This window comes from Pseudomonas sp. B21-051 (assembly GCF_024748795.1).
In the GTDB taxonomy this organism is placed as follows: Bacteria; Pseudomonadota; Gammaproteobacteria; order Pseudomonadales; family Pseudomonadaceae; genus Aquipseudomonas; species Aquipseudomonas putida_A.
The window spans coordinates 3,438,357-3,457,964 of sequence record NZ_CP087166.1 but is presented as its reverse complement, the minus strand read 5'-3'; the positions used below and the strand labels follow the sequence as shown (position 1 = coordinate 3,457,964).

At 62.0% G+C, this 19,608-nt stretch carries 9 protein-coding genes and 1 pseudogene; 4 read left to right on the top strand and 6 right to left on the bottom strand.

The genetic code is table 11. The features are described 5' to 3' along the window. Window positions 1–186: 186 nt before the first annotated feature. Window positions 187–2,458 (bottom strand): annotated as a pseudogene (gene katG, locus LOY52_RS15245) (catalase/peroxidase HPI). Between the two features lie 324 nt (window positions 2,459–2,782). Between katG and LOY52_RS15240 the strand changes: the two are divergent. Then, entirely contained in the window at window positions 2,783–4,819 is a 2,037-nt protein-coding gene (locus LOY52_RS15240) for a TonB-dependent receptor (RefSeq protein ID WP_258674781.1), read from the top strand. A gap of 110 nt (window positions 4,820–4,929) precedes the next feature. On the opposite strand, the gene LOY52_RS15235 is transcribed toward LOY52_RS15240, so the two are convergent. Then, window positions 4,930–7,140, bottom strand: coding sequence for an LTA synthase family protein (locus LOY52_RS15235; protein WP_258674779.1), 2,211 nt, complete (start codon window positions 7,138–7,140; stop codon window positions 4,930–4,932). A gap of 329 nt (window positions 7,141–7,469) precedes the next feature. On the opposite strand from LOY52_RS15235, the gene LOY52_RS15230 reads away from it, so the two are divergent. Beyond that, window positions 7,470–8,486 (top strand): ABC transporter substrate-binding protein, encoded by a 1,017-nt coding sequence (locus LOY52_RS15230; protein ID WP_258674777.1) that lies wholly within the window; start codon window positions 7,470–7,472, stop codon window positions 8,484–8,486. 127 nt (window positions 8,487–8,613) lie between these two features. Then, window positions 8,614–9,108 carry a hypothetical protein gene (locus LOY52_RS15225; RefSeq protein ID WP_258674775.1) on the top strand — a complete coding sequence of 165 codons (495 nt, stop codon included), beginning with the start codon at window positions 8,614–8,616 and terminating at the stop codon, window positions 9,106–9,108. 69 nt (window positions 9,109–9,177) lie between these two features. Here LOY52_RS15225 and LOY52_RS15220 read toward each other — a convergent pair whose 3' ends face one another. The 4 genes from LOY52_RS15220 to LOY52_RS15205 form a co-directional block, all read right to left on the bottom strand. After that, complete coding sequence (locus LOY52_RS15220; RefSeq protein ID WP_096795975.1) at window positions 9,178–9,657, bottom strand: copper chaperone PCu(A)C; 480 nt, start codon at window positions 9,655–9,657, stop codon at window positions 9,178–9,180. Further along, on the bottom strand, window positions 9,657–10,262 hold the full coding sequence (locus tag LOY52_RS15215; protein ID WP_003224200.1) for an SCO family protein: 606 nt from the start codon (window positions 10,260–10,262) through the stop codon (window positions 9,657–9,659). Before LOY52_RS15215 ends, LOY52_RS15220 begins: the two co-directional genes overlap by 1 nt. Before the next feature lie 156 nt (window positions 10,263–10,418). Next, entirely contained in the window at window positions 10,419–11,825 is a 1,407-nt protein-coding gene (gene adeC, locus LOY52_RS15210) for an AdeC/AdeK/OprM family multidrug efflux complex outer membrane factor (protein ID WP_309474930.1), read from the bottom strand. Window positions 11,826–11,909: 84 nt separating this feature from the next. Continuing rightward, the gene (locus LOY52_RS15205) at window positions 11,910–12,704 is read right to left on the bottom strand and encodes a helix-turn-helix transcriptional regulator (protein WP_258674772.1); all 795 of its coding nucleotides are present in this window, start codon (window positions 12,702–12,704) and stop codon (window positions 11,910–11,912) included. A gap of 488 nt (window positions 12,705–13,192) precedes the next feature. On the opposite strand from LOY52_RS15205, the gene LOY52_RS15200 reads away from it, so the two are divergent. Continuing rightward, on the top strand, window positions 13,193–19,606 hold the full coding sequence (locus tag LOY52_RS15200; protein ID WP_258674771.1) for a non-ribosomal peptide synthetase: 6,414 nt from the start codon (window positions 13,193–13,195) through the stop codon (window positions 19,604–19,606). Window positions 19,607–19,608 lie beyond the last annotated feature (2 nt).

The following is a 19,608-nucleotide window of genomic DNA, read 5'->3' as shown; positions in this document are numbered from 1 at the left end:
CTTTTGATTCTGGTTTTTTAAATCAAGATCAAAAGATCGCAGCGTGCCGCAGCTCCTACAGTTTTTGCGTCGTACACAAATCGGTGTAGGAGCTGTCGAGTGAAACGAGGCTGCGATCTTTTGATTCTGGTTGTTTAATCAAGATCAAAAGATCGCAGCGTGCCGCAGCTCCTACAGTTTATTGCGTTACTTCAGGTCAAACCGATCCAGCTCCATCACCTTGGCCCACGCCGCCACGAAGTCATTCACGAACTGTTCCTTCGCGTCAGAACTCGCATACACCTCGGCCAGCGCGCGCAGTATCGCGTTGGAACCAAACACCAGATCAACCCGCGTCGCTGTCCACTTCACGCTGCCGGTTTTACGGTCACGTCCCTCGAACTCGTCCGCTGCCGCTGACGTCGGTTTCCACTCCACGCCCATGTCCAGCAGGTTGGTGAAGAAGTCGTTGCTCAGCGTCTCAGTGCGCGAGGTGAACACACCATGCCGGCTTTGCCCGACGTTGGCCCCCAATACCCGCAGACCACCGACCAGTACGGTCATCTCCGGAGCGGAGAGGGTGAGCAGTTGCGCCTTGTCGATCAGCAACGCTTCAGCGGAAACGGTGTATTTGCCCTTGCTGTAGTTGCGGAAACCATCGGCAATCGGTTCGAGGAAACCAAACGACTCGACGTCGGTTTGCTCCTGAGTCGCATCGGTTCGACCTGGATTGAACGGCACAGAGACCGAGTGCCCGGCGTTTTTCGCCGCTTGCTCAACCCCGGCGTTACCCGCCAGCACGATCAGGTCCGCCAGCGAGACTTTCTTGCCGGATGAACCGGCGTTGAACTCGTTCTGAATGTCCTCAAGGGTCTTCAGTACCTTGTCCAGCTGCTCCGGCTGGTTGGCCTGCCAGAATTTCTGCGGTGCCAGACGCAGACGCCCGCCATTGGCGCCGCCACGTTTGTCCGAACCACGGAAGGTCGATGCGGCGGCCCAGGCGGTGGAAACCAGTTGTGACACTGACAGGCCGGACGCCAGCACTTTGCTTTTCAGCGCCGCCACATCGTTGCTGTCGATCAACGGGTGAGTGGCATCGGGAATCGGGTCCTGCCACAGCAGTTCTTCGTTGGGCAGTTCCGGGCCGAGGTAGCGCGACAGCGGGCCCATGTCGCGGTGGATCAGCTTGTACCAGGCGCGGGCGAAGGCGTCGGCCAGTTGATCCGGGTTGGCCAGGAAGCGACGGGCGATCGGCTCGTAGATCGGGTCGAAGCGCAGCGCCAGGTCGGAGGTGAGCATGGTTGGCGAGAGTTTTTTGCTTGGATCGTGCGCGTGTGGAACGGTGCCAGCCCCCGCGCCGTTTTTTCGGTTTCCACTGGTGCGCACCGGCCGGGCTTTTGAACAGTTCCCACTCGAAGCCGAACAGGTTTTCCAGGTAGTTGTTGCTCCACTGGGTCGGAGTGGTGGTCCAGGTCACTTCCAGGCCACTGGTGATGGTGTCGGCGCCTTTGCCGGTGCCGAATGCGTTGCGCCAACCAAGGCCTTGTTCTTCCAGCCCGGCCGCTTCCGGCTCAGGCCCGACATTATCGGCCGGGCCGGCACCGTGGGTCTTGCCGAAGGCGTGACCGCCAGCGATCAGCGCAACGGTTTCCTCGTCATTCATGGCCATGCGACCGAAAGTTTCGCGGATATCGCGACCGGAGGCGACCGGGTCGGGATTGCCTTCAGGGCCTTCCGGATTCACGTAGATCAGGCCCATCTGCACGGCGGCCAATGGATTTTCCAGATTGCGTTCGCCCTGATCGGTGCGACTTTCCTCTTTGCCGTGCAGATCCGGTTCAGCCACCAGCGTGCCGTCACCAGGTTCCTGCATGGCCGATTTGTCCTTGCCGTAACGGCTGTCACCACCGAGCCATTCGTGTTCCGAACCCCAGTAGACGTCTTCGTCCGGTTCCCAGACATCGGGACGTCCGCCGGAGAAGCCGAAGGTCTTGAAGCCCATGGATTCCAGTGCAACGTTGCCGGTGAGCACGATCAGGTCGGCCCAGGAAATATTGCGGCCGTATTTCTGCTTGATCGGCCACAGCAGGCGCCGGGCCTTGTCGAGGCTGACGTTGTCCGGCCAGCTGTTGAGCGGGGCGAAACGCTGTTGTCCGGAGCCGGCGCCACCGCGGCCATCGGCGGTGCGATAGGTGCCGGCGCTGTGCCAAGCCATGCGGATGAACAGCGGGCCGTAGTGGCCGAAGTCGGCTGGCCACCAGTCCTGCGAGTCGGTCATCAGCGCGCGCAGGTCTTGTTTCAGCGCCTGGAAGTCCAGGCTCTGGAAGGCTTTGGCGTAGTCGAAGTCCTTGCCCAGCGGATCGGACTTGGGCGAGTGCTGGCTGAGGATCTTCAGGTTCAGTTGATTCGGCCACCAGTCACGGTTCGTCGTACCACCACCGGCGGCGTGGTTGAACGGGCATTTCGATTCGTTTGCCATGTTCGGATCCTTATCAGGTCTTGTGCGGCCGGCTCGTGCCGACTTCGGACTAGTAAGGCTAGACCCGACTTGGACAGTCAGCTAATAGGCCGACTATTGGAGGCTGATAGGCGCAGCCTTTCAGCGGTTTTTTGCTATTGCGCAGGCGGCCAAACCCTCAGACAAACCTGTAGATCCTTGTTCTTGAGCGCTTGCTGCGAAAAATCGTGATGACAGAAAGAAATGTTATTGTATAACATGAAAAAGATTTCATTCTGTTTCTGCCAGCGTTATTTGCCAAACGCCGGCAGCGATCCTCATTTTTCTGCTCACGGAAGTTCTGAAATGCCTGCCCGTTCCCAACCCCTTCAACGACGCCTGACTCCGCTGGCCGCCGCGCTGCTGATTGCCTCACCCGTGTTCGCCGCCGAACCGCTCGAACTGCAACCACAAGTCATCACCGGCAATCCTTTGGGCAGCCAGACCCTCGCATCGCCCTCGACCGTGCTCAGCGGCGACGACCTCACGTTGCAGCAAAAGGGCAGCCTCGGCGAGACGCTGAACAAACAGCCCGGCGTGTCCTCGTCATACTTCGGCCCGGGTGCGAGTCGGCCGATCATTCGCGGTCAGGACGGTGACCGCATTCGCATCCTGCGCAACGGCGTCGGCGCGCTGGATGCCTCGTCGCTGTCCTACGACCACGCGGTGCCGCTGGACCCGGTCAACGTCGAGCGCATTGAAATCGTCCGTGGCCCGGCGGCGCTGCTGTACGGCGGCAGCGCGATCGGCGGGGTGGTCAACACCTTCGATAACCGCATCCCCACCGAAGCCATCGACGGCATTCACGGTGCGGGCGAGTTGCGTTACGGCGGCGCCGACACCACCCGCAGCAGCGCGGGGAAGCTGGAGGCCGGCAACGGGCAGTTCGCCTTGCACCTGGACGCCAGCGCCCGCGAGTTCAATGACCTGAAGATTCCCGGTTACGCCAAGACCGGCGCGGCACGCGCCAACGACGACGGCGACTCGCGCAAGCGTCGGCTGGCCAACAGCGACGGCCGTCAGGATGGCGGCGCCGTCGGCGGTTCCTACACCTGGGATGACGGTTACGCCGGTCTGTCCTACAGCAATTACGATTCAAACTACGGCTCGCCCGCCGAAGACGACGTGCGCATCCGCATGCAGCAGGAGCACTACGCGTTCGCCTCGGAAATCCGCAACCTCGACGGCCCGTTCAGCTCGGTCAAATTCGACTCCGGTTACACCGATTATGAGCATCGGGAAATCGAGGGCGGTGAAGTCGGCACCACGTTCAAGAACAAGGGCTACGAAGCGCGGGTTGAGGCCCGGCATCAACCACTGGGGCCGTTCAACGGGGTGATCGGCGCTCAGGTCAGCCGCAACGAATTCTCGGCACTGGGCGAAGAAGCGTTCGTGCCACACACCGATACCGACGCCGGTGCCCTGTTCATTCTGGAAGAGTTGCAAGCCACCGATCGTCTGCTGTTCACCCTTGGCGGTCGACTGGAACACACCACAGTCGACCCGGATGCCAAGGGCAACGAGCGCTTCGCCAATGCCGACCGCTCCAGCAGTTTCACCGCCGGCAGCCTGTCGTCCGGCGCGGTGTACACATTGACGCCGGTCTGGTCGGTCGCCGCGACACTCGGCTACACCGAGCGCGCGCCGACGTTCTATGAGTTGTACGCCAACGGCGCCCACGTCGCGACTGGCACCTATGAAGTCGGCGATGTCGGGTTGTCGAAAGAAAAAGCTGTGTCCAGCGACCTCGCGCTGCGTTTCGACAACGGTACGCACAAAGGCAGTGTCGGCGTGTTCTACAGTCACTTCTCCAACTACATCGGCTTGCTCGGTACCGGCCGCACATTGAATGACGAGGGCGAAGAGGATGCTGGCGGGATTCCCGAATACACCTACTCGGGCGTGCGCGCGCGCTTCAGTGGCATCGAAGCGCAGGATCGCTGGACGCTTGGCGAAAATGCCTACGGCAAGTTCGCGCTGGAGCTGTCGGGCGATTACACCCGCGCCAAGAACCTCGATAACGGTCAGGATCTGCCGCGCATCGCGCCGCTGCGCTTGAACAGCGGTTTGCTGTGGGAACTGGATCGCTGGCAGGCACGGATCGATATCGAACACGCCAGCTCGCAACATCGGGTGCCGACCAACGAAAGCAGCACCGATGGCTACACCACGCTGGGGGCGAATGTCGGGTACCACTTCGATGTCGGCCAGAGCAAATGGCTGGCCTTCGTCAACGCCGAGAACCTGACCAACCAGACCGTGCGTTACGCCAGTTCGATCCTGCGCGATATTGCACCGGCGCAAGGGCGCAGCGTTCAGGTGGGTTTACGCACGACGTTCTGATAGCCCTAGCCCCTCTGTAGGAGCTGCCGCAGGCTGCGATCTTTTGATCTTGATCTTGAAAAAAACAAAATCAAAAGATCGCAGCCTGCGGCAGCTCCTACACGGGGGCATCAGCTCGATTGCGCGGTGTCGTCGTCCGGCAACGCATCCAGCGGATCTTCCTGCCCCGGCAATTCAGTAATCACACTGAAATCCGTGACCTCGACCGCACCCAATCCATAACCCAGCAAGTGAAACGAAAAGGCCTTGCGCTGTTGCGGGTTGTCGAAGCTGAAATCCATCTCCAGCGGCTGATCGGCCGTGGCGACCATCTCGGTCGGCAGGCCCAGTTGCACGTCCTGTTCGAACTCCTTGGCCTTGAGCTGAATGTACGCCGCCTGCTGCGGATCCACCGAGCGCACGGTCAGGCGCACGCGGGTATGCGAGCCCTTGGGCATTTCCAGATACTGCGCGCCGATCAGGTTGTCGGCCCAGTCATCCTTGATCTGTGCCTGCAGCGGTATGACGTTGTTGCTCCCGAACTGGTAGCGCTGATTGAGCGGCGTGCGCAACAGCGACAGGTCCAGCGCCATGGCCCGCGCGGCAATCTGTCGGGCCTGCTGGCTGCTTTCATTGCCCTTGAAGGTGGCGCGCTCGGCAATGAAGCCGGGGCTTTCGTAGTAGCGGCAACGGCGCGGCATGTCGCACTCGGAGAAAATCCCCTGGCCGTTGTGGTAGCGCAGCTTGCCGTTGGTGTAGGACATGATTTCACGCCCGCTGTCATAGTCGCGGAACAGCGAACGGCCGCTCAGCGCCGACGGCACCGGCAGATCGAAATAGTCGAGGATTGATGCGCTCAGATCGACATGACCGTACACCCCGGCATTCAGTCGCGGCAGTTGTTCGTGTTCCGGGGCCAGGGTCAGGTTGAAGCCCCAGGACGACGCCAGACGCACGCCGTCGATACCGTGGGATTCGTCCGAGGTGATCACCACCAGCGTGTCTTTCAGCACGCCCTGACGTTCGAGGCCGCTGAGAAACTGCTCCAGCGCATCGTCGAGATAACCGACAGCGGCCTGTTTCGGCGTCTCGTAGCGCGCCAGATATTCTTCCGGTGCGGAGTAGGGCTGGTGGGTGCCGACGGTCAACAGGGTGAGCATCCACGGTTGCTTCTGCTTCTTCAGTTGGCCGACGTAATCCAGCGCACCTTCGAAGAACGCCTTGTCATCCTTGCCCCACGGGAACTCCAGATAGTTGGCGTTGGTGAACCATTCCAGACCATGGGTCGCATCGAAGCCGATGTGCGGCATGATTTTGTCTTTGGCCATGAAACGCAGACCGGCACCTTGCAGGTAATGGGTGCTGAAGCCGTTCTGCCGCAGTTGCGCCGGCAGGCAGGCCTGATTGCGCTCCTGCTGGGTGAGCATCTCCACACCTTTGGGCGTGCCGTTGTTGAGCTTGTCGTAATCGCCGCAGAGCATGGCGTACAGGCCGCGAATGGTCTGGTGCGTATGCAGCACGTAATCCGGGGTGTTCATGCCGCGCTCGGCCCAGCGGCTGAGGTTGGGCATCAGGTCTTCCTGATAATGACTGCCGATGGCCTCGCGATTGGCGCGGATGTAAGCGCCGGGAATGCCTTCCAGAGCGATGATCAGTACGTTGCGCGCCTGACCCGGCGCGGCCAGCAGCTTGTGGCCGTTGAGATCCAGATCGGTCAGCCCGGCCATCTGCGGCGCGGGTTCTTCGACGTCACCGTCCAGCCATTCCTCGGCCTGCAACTGCAGATCGGCCACCTGCGTGGCGAGCAAGTGGTGCGGCAGGTTGTACAGGCGCCACGGATCCTCATCGTTCGGCCACTGGTTCTGCACGCCCCAGTGCGCGGCGAACAGCAGCGCCGGGGCCGCCCACACGGCACGGGGCAGGGCAGCAGCGGGCTGCGCGCGATTGGCGAAGCGCGTCAACAACCAGAGCAGCAGCGCCAGCAACAGGGCCACGCCCAGCGCCGGATGGGCAAGGCCGCCACCGGTGGAGTTTTCCACGAACTGCGGGTCAATCAGGTAATGCAGGTCGGATGGGTTCGGCAGGCGACCGACAGCGCTGACCAGTTCGGCCGTCGCCACCACCAGCAACCCCCAGAACAGCAGCAACGGCAACGCCAGCCACCACGCGCGGCGATGCAGCAACAGCACCAGCAAACAGCCAATCGCCAGGTCGGATAAATAGCCCAGTGGCGACGACCAGCCCAACGCCGCGCGCAGGCATACCGGCACGATCAGCACCAGCAAAATCAGGGAAAACAGGCGGGCATGTGGCTGCCGCAACCAACGCAAAAGAACACTCACAAAAAAGACCTTCCAGCCATCAAACCGTCATAAAAGTGTGCGCGATGATACCAAGGGTGGGCTGTCTGATCGCCCTTTTAAACTCCCGGCTGATCCGCTCTCGCAGGCGCGGCGCAGGGCTTGAGGCCGTGATTGGCGTTGGTGTCAGCCCGATAGTGGCTGACGCACGACTCGTATCCGATGGCAGATTTATTGTTTCAGGCTGTTTAAATCAGCGCGCAACGGCAAACGCGAGCGTGCTATGGATATTCGATAACGGTATTTAATTTCTGTTTTTTATAGCGATAGAGTCCGGCCTTTGAGCCAATTTACTCTGCTGCGAGGTTGTCATGGCCACACCGTTCAAACGTCCTGCGCTGACTCTGTTGGCCGCATCCCTGGCAGGCGGTCTGCTGTTCAGCGGCGGCGCTCAGGCCGAAGGCAAGATCAGCATCGCCCAGCAATTCGGCATCGGTTATCTGATTCTCGATGTGGTCCGTGATCAGCAACTGATCGAAAAACACGGCAAGGCGCAGGGGTTGGAGATCAAGGTCGACTGGAACAGCATCTCCGGCGCCACCGCCATGAACGAAGCGCTGCTGACCGGCGCGCTGGACGTGGTCTCCGCCGGGGTGCCGCCGATGCTCACGGTGTGGGATCGCACTCGCGGCAAACAGAACGTCAAGGCGATTGCCGCGCTCGGCTCGATGCCCAATTACCTGCTGACCAACAACCCGAACATCAAGACTCTGAAGGATTTCAGCGACAAGGATCGCATCGCCGTGCCGGCGGCGGGCGTGGGGTTTCAGTCGCGGACCTTGCAGATCGAAACGGCCAGGGAATTCGGCAATGATCAGTACAAGAAATTTGACGACATCTCGGTCAGCTTGCCGCACCCGGACGCCACGGCGGCGCTGATTGCCGGTGGTTCGGAAATCAACTCGCACTTCTCCAGCCCGCCGTTCCAGTATCAGGCGCTGCAAAACCCCAACGTGCACAAGGTGTTGAGTTCCTACGACATACTCGGCGGTCAGGCCACGTTCAACGTGCTGTACACCACGGAAAAATTCCACGACGAAAATCCCAGGACCTACAAGGCGTTCTACGATGCGTTGGCCGAAGCGGAAAAAATCATCAAGGCCGACAAGCCCGCCGCCGCTCAAGCGTACATCCGCGTCGAACAGTCGAAACTTCCGCTGGCGCTGGTCGAGAAGATCGTCACCGATCCGGAAATCGACTTCACGGTGGTGCCGCAGCGCACGTTCATCTATGCCGAGAAATTGCAGGAACTGGGCGTGCTGAAGAACAAGGCTGACAGCTGGAAGGATTACTTCTTTGAAGAGGCGCATGGCGGCGCTGGGAGCTGATAACGGCTCGCCAAAGAGTTGAAGCCTGTGGCTGTTTCTGGACAGCCTGATGGCCACTCAGTAGCATTCGAGCCCAACGGACTTTCCCTTTGCACGTCGTCCGACGTGGAGTTCTCAAGGAATCGACATGCGCGACACCCCCAATGGTGAACAACGAACGGTCGTGACCTTGGTCAACGGCGAGATTCATCACGAAACCCAGATCAGTTTCAGTTCGGTGTCGGTCGTCAATGGCGAAGTGCGGGTGCATACCGCTGAAGGTAATCAAATAAATGTCCAGGTACCGGGGGCGGACTTCTCATTGCGCTTTGATCTGGATGGAGTGCAGCAGATTCCAGTGGCGCAGCAGGCACCGGTTGAAACGGTGCCCGTCGACAACAACCTGAAGTTGTTCACCTGGAAAACCGTGCTGATCACCCTCGTGCTGTGGACTGTGGTCAACCTGATCACTGGTTGGCTGGGATTCTTTGCGGCGGCCGGTTATCTCGGTTATCGCTGGAGTCAGGTGTTGAAGCGCAAGCAGCAGTTGGCTGCGGCGCCCGTGGAGAAAACTGCGGCGGCATCGCGCTCGGGGATGTCGAGAGAAAGCGTGCGCAATGCACTGGCCCGCAAGCGCGGCTGACATGCGCGATAAAAAAGGGGCGACCTGATCATCGATCAGGCCGCCCCTTTTTATTGCCGCCAAGTCAGATCAATGCATCTTGCTGTGATCGTGGCCTTCCATGTGGGTCAGCGCACGCACTTCGGCTTTGACTTCGACGGTCTGCTTCTCGCCCTTGGCGTTTTCCACGGTCAGGGTCAGCGGCACGCTTTCGCCTTCCTTGAGCTGACCGGTCAGGCCCATCAGCATCACGTGGTAGCCGTTCGGGTCAAAGGTGACGGCTTTGCCGGCCGGCAGGTCGACCGACTTGACCGGGCCCATGCTCATCACGTCGTTCTTCATCGACATTTCGTGGATCTGCACATCTTTGGCCACCGGCGAGGCCACGCTCAGCAGTTTGCTGTCGCTGTCGGCGGTGACGGTCATGAACGCGCCGCTGGCCGATTGGGTCGGCACGGTCGCACGCACCCAGGCATCATCGACCTTTGTCTGAGCGCTGGCCTGAAAAGCCAGGCCCAGCAGGGACAGGGCGAAAACGGCGCGTTTGATGTTGTTCAAAACGGGGTGCATCAGCAGACCTCCATAACGGTGAGCAAATCTTCCGTGCACTCTTGTGCCGAAAGCGATACAGACAGACCCAGGCGCAATTGGCCGCGCGAGTCGTAGACGTAACTGGTGGACGTGTGGGAGATCGTATAGGTGTCGCCGGCCGGCACCTTCTCGAAGAACACGTCGAATTCCTTGGCGGTGGCCTGGGTTTCTTCCAGCGTGCCGTACAGCGCGACGAAGCTCGGGTCGAAGGCTTTGACGTAGGCGTCGAGGATCTGCGGCGTATCGCGTTCCGGGTCGAGGGTGATGAAGATCACCTGCAGACGGTCGCCGTCCTTGCCCATCAGCTTCTTGATTTGCGCGGCGCGGGCGAGGGTGGTCGGGCACACCGCCGGGCATTGGGTGAAGCCGAAGAAGATCATCGGCATCATCCCGCGAAAGCTCGACAGCGTCATGGTTTCGCCGTCGGTGTTCTTCAGCTTGAAGGTGCGCCCGAGGATCTTGTCACTCAGGTCCTTGCCGTACTTGTACGACAGTTGGCCACGGGTGTCGCAGCCCGCGAGCAGGCCCAGGCCCAGCACGCCCATTCCCGCAAGCACCTTGCGGCGAGTCAACAAAGCCGTCATCTAATACCGCCTTTTGCAGCCCGTCAGTCGGCAGGACTGGCGGGGGGTTAACCGTAAAAGCGGCGCATGATACCAAACTGACGGCAGACGCCGGCCACGGATCGCCGCGCGGCGCAGGATCGGGCGACAAAAGGTGTAAGAAAAAGTGACGAGGGGCTACTGAACCCGGGCCTCATTGGCCTGCCAGCCGCCGCCCAGCGCGGTGTACAGGTTGACCTCGGCGACCAGTTGCGCGAGGCGATCAGTAATCAGCCCCTGCTGCGAACTGAACAGCGAACGCTGTGCATCGAGAAACACCAGGCTGCTGTCGACGCCATTCTGATAGCGATGCTGCGCCAGGTTGTAGTAATCCTGAGTGGCCTGCACCAGATCGCGCTGCGCCTGCAATTGCTGCTGATAAGTGCTGCGCGCCGCCAGGCCGTCGGCGACTTCCTGAAACGCGGTTTGAATCGATTTCTCGTATTCGGCGACCGCTACATCCTTCTGCAACTTCGAATAATCCAGACTCGCGCGCAGACTGCCAGCGTTGAAAATCGGCAGGTTGATTTGCGGCTGGAACGTCCAGGCGCCCGAGCCGGCGCTAAACAGCCCGGAGAGATCGCGGCTGGAGGTGCCGGCGCTGGCGGTCAGGCTGACACTGGGGAAAAACGCCGCGCGCGCCGCGCCGATATTGGCGTTGGCCGCTTTCAGTTTGTACTCGGCCTGCAGAATGTCCGGGCGCCGTTGCAGCAGATCCGACGGCAACCCGGCCGGCAATTGCTGAACCAGATCGCTGGCCAGTGGTTGCGCCGGCAGTTGCTCGGGGACTGGCGCGCCAACCAGCAGCGTCAGGCCGTTCAGATCCTGCGCCACCTGACGTTTGTATCGCGCCAGATTGGCTCGCGAACTGTCGACGCTGGTTTGCGCCTGCGCCTGTTCCAGCGCCGAAGACTTGCCGGCCTCACGGTTGCGCGTGGTCAGGCGCAGGCTTTGCTCATCGGCGGCCAGGGTCTGGCGCGTCAGTTCGAGCAACTCCTGATCGGCGCGCCAGGTCAGGTAGGCATTGGCGACGTTGGCCACCAGACTCAGCTCGGCACTGCGCCGCGCCTGTTCGGTCGCCAGCCAGGTTTGCAGCGCCTGCTCGCTGAGGCTGCGCACCCGGCCGAAAAAATCCAGTTCATAGGCACTGACGCCCAGATTCACCGCATAGGTCGAATTGATCATGGCTTTGCCGCGGGTCACGCTGGGCGGCATGCGCTGGCGCGATTCGCTGGCATTGGCCGACACCGCCGGCAGCAGATCGGCGCGCTGGATGCGGTACTGTGCCTGGAACGCCTCGACGTTCAGCGCTGCCACCCGCAGGTCGCGATTGTTCACCAGCGCGCTTTCGATCAACTGTTGCAGCGCCGGATCGTTGAACAACGTGCGCCAGTCTTCAGTGCGCGCAGCGCCGGGTGTCGGTATCGGGTAAACGGCGCCTTGCGGATACTGCGCCGCGCTCGGTGACGCAGGGCGCTGGTAGTCGGGAATCAACGAACAACCGGCCAACAGGACGGCGAGGGACAGCAGGGAAATGCGCAGCATCGAACGCTCTCATGCAGAAAAAACACGTGCCGGGCACTGCGTCCCCACACCATCATCGAACACCGTTTAACTCTGACTCCGCCGCTACGCCCCGGCCATCCAGCGCGCCAGACCGTGCCGTCCGCTGACCCCCAGTTTGGCGGTCGCCCGTTTGAGGTAGGTCTCGACCGAACTGCTCTTGACCCGCAGCTTATCGGCCAGTTGCGGCACGGTACCGCCGGTCAGCAGACCCAGGCAGACTTCCTTTTCTCGCGCCGACAGCACGATGCCGCCCAGCGCCAGACGTTCGTCGAACACCTGCTGCAACGGCGCCTGCTCCAGATCGGCCAAGGGCAGGCGCGGCTGTTTGGCGATGATCTGCCGACTGAGCTGCGCGTGCCGTTCGATCAGCGGCAACAGGGTGTCGGACAGGCTTTTGAGAAACGACAGCTCCGGCAGGGAAAACACTCGTTGCGTATGCGGTCGGTAGAACGAGATGACACAGCGGCGATTAGAGGTGCGGGACACCAGATTGCACTGGTGCACGCTGTGCTGCGGATGTTGCGGCTGGAGCGACGCTTTGAGTTGAATCAGCAGGGAATCATTCATCTCGATCATCTTCTGCAACAACGGATGATCGTCCGGACTCTTCAACGGGTCCGGTGGCGGGAAAGTCTGCGGCAGTCCGGCGCTGCCCAGCGCCTTGATCTCGACCACGCTGGCCTGACGTTCGTCCAGCGTCCACTCACTGAGATCGACCCGATTGACCGGCACCAGGGTGTCGACCAACTGGAACATATTGCTGGCGAAATGATCGTCGCCGGTGCTGGCAATCAATTCCCCCAGTTGCCAGTAGAAGTGCGGGTTTTCCATGTTGCGAATGCTGCCGGTCAGATTCATATCCTTGTCATCCCTGGTTCCGAGTCATCACCGAGTCGTCCGCTGTTTATGCAAAAGCCGCCCACGCAATCGTCTCTCCTTGAAACTGATCTGGGGCGGGATTTAAGCCTATGGATTTGTCCTGCGTCTGTAGGGGAAAACAGGGACACAAAGTGCCATCATTTCTGAAAGTTGGCGCCGGGCTTCTGACGCCATTTGCTACAGGTGTTGCGCATCGCGTGACTGTTTGGTCACGGCAAGACCTTGAAAACCGGGGCAGTTGCGGTTTTTTGAGGTCACAACGCGGGTCGATGGCTGCGCTGGTGTGTGGCATTTTTCCTACAGGATTTTCAGTGTTTCCTCTCCGAACTGTTAGTGGGTTCCCACCCAATCAGGGGCTACAAGCGCTGACAGGCCAGCGCGCGGGGCGGGGTTGTCCGGGTTTTACGTGTCATGTCGGCATCGGAGCCGATGCTTGAATAGGCGCAAAATCACATGAGAAGGATCTTATGCCGCCTATTTCTGCCCCTGCGGTGGTCACGCCGTCCGCATCGCTCCAGACGTATCCGCTGACCGCTGCGCAGCTGGATATCTGGCTGGATCAGCTGAGTCGCGGGGATTCGCCGCTGTACAACATCGGCGGATACCTGGACCTCAGCGGGCCGCTGGATCCGGCACGGATGCAGGCTGCGCTGGAAGCACTGGTAGCCCGGCATGACGCGCTGCGCACGATTCTGCTGCCAGGCGCCGGTGCAGATGGCTTGCCTTTGCAGCAGTTCGCCCGGTCGGTAGCGGTGCCGATGCCGATCGACGATGTGTCGGCGCACAGCGACCCGGAATCGGCGGCGCGGGCATTGGTGCAGGCGCGCATCGATCAGCCCTTTGTGCTGGACGGCGGCGTCCTGTTGCGCTTTCTGTTGATTCGTCTGAATGACCAGCGACATTGGCTGTCCGTGCAGGCTCATCACTTGATCGTCGATGGCTGGGGCTTCGGCGAAATGTTCAAGTCGCTGGACGAGATCTACAACGCGCTGGCGCACGGTCAACCGGCACCGGTCGCGGCGCCGTCGTACATCGACTTCATCGAGGACAATGCGCGCTATCAAGCGTCGCCGCGTTATGCGCAGGATCGCGCCTACTGGCTGGACAAGTACCGACAATTGCCCGAGCCGCTGTTGCTGCCACGGCATCAGCAGAGCCTGGCCGGCCAAACCGCACAGACGCAGGTCTACGCGCAGCCTTTGCCGGCGCTACTGCACGAGCGCATGCAGCAGGTGGCCCGGGCGTTCGGCGCCTCGGCGTTCCATGTGTTGCTGGCGGCGCTGCATGTCTACTTCAGCCGCACCGCACAACGTGACGAATGGGTGGTTGGATTGCCGATTCTCAACCGCTCCGGCGCGCGCTTCAAATCCACGCTTGGGCTGTTCGCCCAGGTCAGCGCGGTGCGTATGGGCTTCGGTCGCCACTGCACGTTCGCTGAACTGGTGAGTACGATCCGTGAGGAACTGCGCAAGGATTTCCGCCATCAGCGCTTCCCCGTGAGTGAGATGAACCGCGCCCTCGGCCTGCTGCGGGAGGAGCGCTCGCAGCTGTTCGAAGTCACGGTGTCCTACGAGCAGGGCACTCACGATTATCGCTACGGCGAGGCGTCGGGACGGATCATCAAGGCCTCGAATGTCGAGGAGGCCACACCGCTGGCGGTGCACTTGCTGAGCAATCTGGCCAATGACGATGCGCGGCTATACCTGATCTACAGCGAGGCGTATTTCAACGCCGATGAAGTCAAGGCACTGGCTGAACGCTGGTTGCTGATTCTGGAGCAGGGGCTGGAAGCGGTGAACCTGGCGGTGACGGATTTCGATCTGAGCACGCCGGAAGAAACCGCGTTGCTGCAACAGTGGAATGCGACACAGGTGGACTACCCGGCCCCGACGACTATTCAGCAACGTATCGAAGCGCAGGCGACGCTACGGCCGCAGGCGCTGGCGGCGGTTGAGCAAGGGCAAGACCTGACCTATGCCGAACTCAATCAACGCGCCAACGCGCTGGCTCATCATCTGCTCGATCTCGGTGTGCGCCCGGATGACCGGGTGGCGATCGTTGCCCGGCGCGGCCTCGACACACTGGTCGGGCTGTTGGCGATTCTCAAGGCCGGTGCCGCGTATGTACCGCTGGATCCGATGCACCCGACCGAGCGCCTGAGCTATCTGCTGGAGGACAGCGCGCCCATCGCGGTGCTGACCCAGCGCGCGCTGCGCGGGCATTTGCCGGCGTTGTCGGTGCCGGTGATCGAGCTGGATCAGCCGAGCTGGCCCGCCGAACATGTCGGCGCGCCGAAGGTGCCGGGGCTGACCCCGGCCAACCTCGCTTATGTGATTTACACCTCCGGCTCCACCGGCCTGCCCAAGGGGGTGATGGTCGAGCACCGCACCTTGTGCAACCTGGTCGATTGGCACGCTGACGTTTTCGACCTGCATGCCGGAAGCCATACCTCGAGCCTCGCCGGCTTCGGTTTCGACGCGATGGCCTGGGAAGTCTGGCCGGCGCTGTGTGTGGGCGCGACCCTGCACCTGGCGCCGGCCAGCGAGGGCAGCGAAGACATCGATGCGCTGCTCGACTGGTGGCGTGCGCAGCCGCTGGACGTGAGCTTTTTGCCGACGCCGATCGCCGAATACGCGTTCAGCCGCCAGCTCGATCACCCGACGTTGCGCACGCTGCTTATCGGTGGCGATCGCCTGCGTCAGTTCCCGCGTCAGCCATCGTTTGAAGTGATCAACAACTACGGGCCGACCGAAGCCACCGTGGTGGCAACCTCCGGACGCATCGACGCCGGGCAGGCGCTGCACATCGGCAAACCGGTGAGCAACGCCACGGTGTATCTGCTGGATGAACAGCAGCAACCGGTGCCGCCAGGCGTGACTGGCGAGTTGTACGTTGGTGGGGCCGGGGTGGCGCGTGGTTACCTGAACCGCGCAGAGCTGAGCGCCGAGCGCTTCCTGCGCGATCCGTTCAGCGCTGCACCGGGCGCGCGCATGTACCGCACTGGCGACCTTGCACGCTGGCGCGCCGACGGCAATCTGGACTATGTGGGGCGCAACGACGATCAGGTGAAAATCCGTGGCATCCGGATCGAGCCGGGCGAGATCGAGAGCGCACTCACCAGCCATCCAGCGGTGCGCGAAGCGGTGGTGCTGGTGCGCGACGGGCAATTGCTGGCGTGGTTCACCGAGCAGGCGCCGCTGGACATCAATGAGCTGCACGCGCAGCTGAAAACTCGCCTGAGCAGTGCCATGCTGCCGAGCGCGTATGTGCGTCTGTCGGCGCTGCCGCTGACCGCCAACGGCAAGGTCGATCGCAAGGCACTGCCGGCGCCCGGGCCGGACGATCTGATCCGCCGCGAATACGAGGCGCCGCAGGGTGAGGTCGAAATCGCCCTGGCGCAGATCTGGGCCGAAGTCCTGCAAGTCGAGCGGGTCGGGCGTCACGACCATTTCTTCGAGCTGGGCGGGCATTCGTTGCTGGCGGTGATTCTGATCGAACGCATGCGTCAGCTTGATCTGAGCAGCGACGTGCGCGTGCTGTTCAGTCAGCCGACCCTGGCGGCGCTGGCGGCTTCGGTCGGCAGCGGTCGAGAGATCGAAGTGCCGGCCAACCGCATCGCCGCCGATTGCACCCACATCACGCCAGAGATGCTGCCGCTGGTGCAACTGCAGCAGAAGGACATCGAGCGGATCGTCGCCACGGTACCGGGCGGGGCGGCCAACGTGCAGGACATCTATCCGTTGGCACCGCTGCAGGAAGGCATTCTTTACCACCACATCACCGCTGAGCAGGGCGATCCGTACCTGCTGCAATCGCAACTGGCGTTCGACAGTCTGGAACGCATCGAGGCTTTCGCCGCAGCGTTGCGAGAAGTCATGGCGCGCCACGACATTCTGCGCACCGCGGTGCTCTGGGAAGGCCTGAGCACCCCGGTGCAGGCGGTGTGGCGCGCGGCAATTCTGCCGTTGCAGGAGGTCGAACTGGACCCGGCTAACGGCCCGATCATCGAGCAGTTGCACCAGCGTTTCAACGCCCGGCGTTATCGCCTCGACGTCAGCCAGGCGCCGCTGATGCGCCTGGTGTATGCCCGTGATCCGGCGCTGAATCGGGTGGTGGGGATTCTGCTGTTCCATCACCTTGCGATGGATCACATCGCTCTGGAAGTGATGCGCGGCGAAATGCAGGCCAGCCTGTCGGGGCAGGTCGTGGCGCTGGCGCCGCCGGTGCCGTATCGCAATTACGTGGCGCAGACGCGACTGGGCGTCAGCGAGCAGGAACATGAGGCGTTTTTCCGTGAGCAACTGGCAGACATCGACGAGCCGACCCTGCCATTCGGCCTGCAGGAAGTGCAGGGCGACGGGCGCGGCATCGACGAAGCGCAGCAGGCGCTGCCGGCTGACGTCTATCAGCGTTTGCGCACCCAGGCGCGACAGGCCGGGGTCAGTGTGGCGAGCCTGATTCATCTGGCCTGGGCGCGGGTGCTGGCGGCGACGTCGGGCCAGCAGCGCGTAGTGTTCGGCACCGTGCTGATGGGGCGCATGCAAGGCGGCGAGGGCGCCGACCGGGCCTTGGGCGTGTTCATCAACAGCTTGCCGCTGCGCATCGATGTCGATGCCGGAGTGCTCGACGCGGTGCGCACCACCCATGCGCGGCTGACCGCGCTGCTCGGGCATGAGCACGCTTCGCTGGCACTGGCTCAGCGCTGCAGCGGCGTCGCCTCGCCGTCACCGTTGTTCAGCGCGCTGCTCAATTATCGGCACAGTGACGAGTCCGAACTGCTGGAGCCATCGAGCCAGGCTTGGCAAGGCATCGAAACCCTGGCCAACGAGGAGCGCACCAATTACCCGCTGACCATGAGCGTGGATGATTTTGGCAACGGCTTGCGCCTCACCGGCAGGGCCGTGGCGCAGATCGGCGCGCAGCGGATTTGCGGTTACATGCAAGCCGCGTTGCACAGTTTGCTGCAAGCCCTGGAGCAGACCCCGCAACAGCCGTTGAACCGCTTGCCGATCCTGCAGCCCGAAGAGTTGCAACGCTTGCTGATCACCTTCAACGCCACTGAGGTCGATTGTCCGCTGGACCAACCGTTGCACAGGTTGTTCGAAGCACAGGTGCGGCGTAAACCGGAGGCCATCGCGCTGCAATCCGCGCAGGGAACCCTGACTTACCTTGAACTCAATCAGCGCGCCAATCGCCTGGCCCATCACCTGCGTGAACTCGGCGTGCAACCGGACTCGCGCGTAGCAATCTGCGTCGAGCGCGGGCTGGATCTGATCGTTGGTTTGCTCGGCATCCTCAAGGCCGGTGGTGCTTATGTGCCGCTGGACCCGGACTATCCGCTGGAGCGCCTGAACTACATGTTGCAGGACAGTACGCCGGTCGCACTGTTGGTGCATGGCGCCACGCGGCAGTTGCTCGGCGAACCGAGTGTGCCGCTGATCAATCTGGATCACGGCAGTTGGGAGCAGCAGCCGTCAGGCAATCTGCAGGTGCCGGGCCTGAGTGCTTCGAACCTCGCCTACATGATCTACACCTCGGGCTCTACCGGGTTGCCCAAAGGCGTGATGATCGAGCATCGCAGCGCCTGCAACATGGTGCACTGGGGCTCGCAGCTCAGCCCGCCAACCGAACACGGTGCGCTGCTGCAAAAGGCGCCGTTCAGCTTCGACAGTTCGGTGTGGGAGATCTTCTGGCCGCTGTGTTCGGGGATGCGTCTGGTACTGGCGCGACCGGATGGCAACCGCGATTCGGCGTATGTGGTGCAGACCATTCGTGAGCAGCAGGTGACGGTGGTCAAGTTCGTCCCGGCGCTGTTGCAGCAGTTCATCAAACAGGACGGTGTCGAGCAGTGCACCAGCCTGACCGATGTGCTCAACGGTGGCGGCGAACTCAGTGCAGCGCTGGCCCGCCAAGTGCGCGATCGCCTGCCGTGGGTGCGGTTGCACAACGTTTACGGCCCGACTGAAACCACGGTGGACAGCACGGGCTGGACGCTGGAACCGGACATGCCGGTGCCGGACAACGTGGTGCCGATCGGCACAGCACTGAGCAATACACGGCTGTACGTGCTCGATGCGTACGGTCAACCGGTGCCACAAGGCGTCAGCGGTGAGTTGCACATCGGCGGCGTCGGCGTGGCGCGTGGTTATCACGGACTGCCGGAGATGCAGGCCGAGCGTTTCATCGACAGCCCGTTTGTTGCGGGGGATCGCCTGTACCGCACTGGCGATCTGGCGCGCTACAACAACCAAGGCGAGCTGGAATTCCTCGGCCGCAACGACTTCCAGATCAAACTGCGTGGCTTGCGCCTGGAGCCGGGGGAAATCGAGGCACGGTTGATCGAGCATCCGGCGATTCGCGAGGCGGTGGTGATGGTCCGCGATGAGCGTCTGGTGGCTTGGTACAGCTTGCGCGCCGGCATCGACGCGCCATCGTTGGAAACCTTGCGCGGCCATGTGCTGGAGCGTTTGCCCGAGTACATGGTGCCGGGCGCGTTCGTATTGCTCGACGCTTTGCCGCTGACACCGAACGACAAGATCGACCGCAAGGCCCTGCCGGAGCCGGGGGCAGATGCAGTCATCAATCGCCCATACGTGGCACCCCAGGGTGAAGTCGAAACCGCGCTGGCGCAGATCTGGGGTGAAGTACTCGGCGTCGAACAGGTCGGTCGCCATGACAACTTCTTCGAACTCGGCGGGCATTCGTTGCTGGCGGTGAGTCTCGTAGCACGGATGCGTCAGAGCGGCCTGCACACCGACGCCCGGGCGCTGTTCAGCCAGCCGACGCTGGCGGCACTGGCGCTCAGCACCACACCCGAGGCGCAGCAAGTGTTGATCCCGCAAACCACCATCCCGAGCCTCACCCGCAAACGCCGGCTCTAACG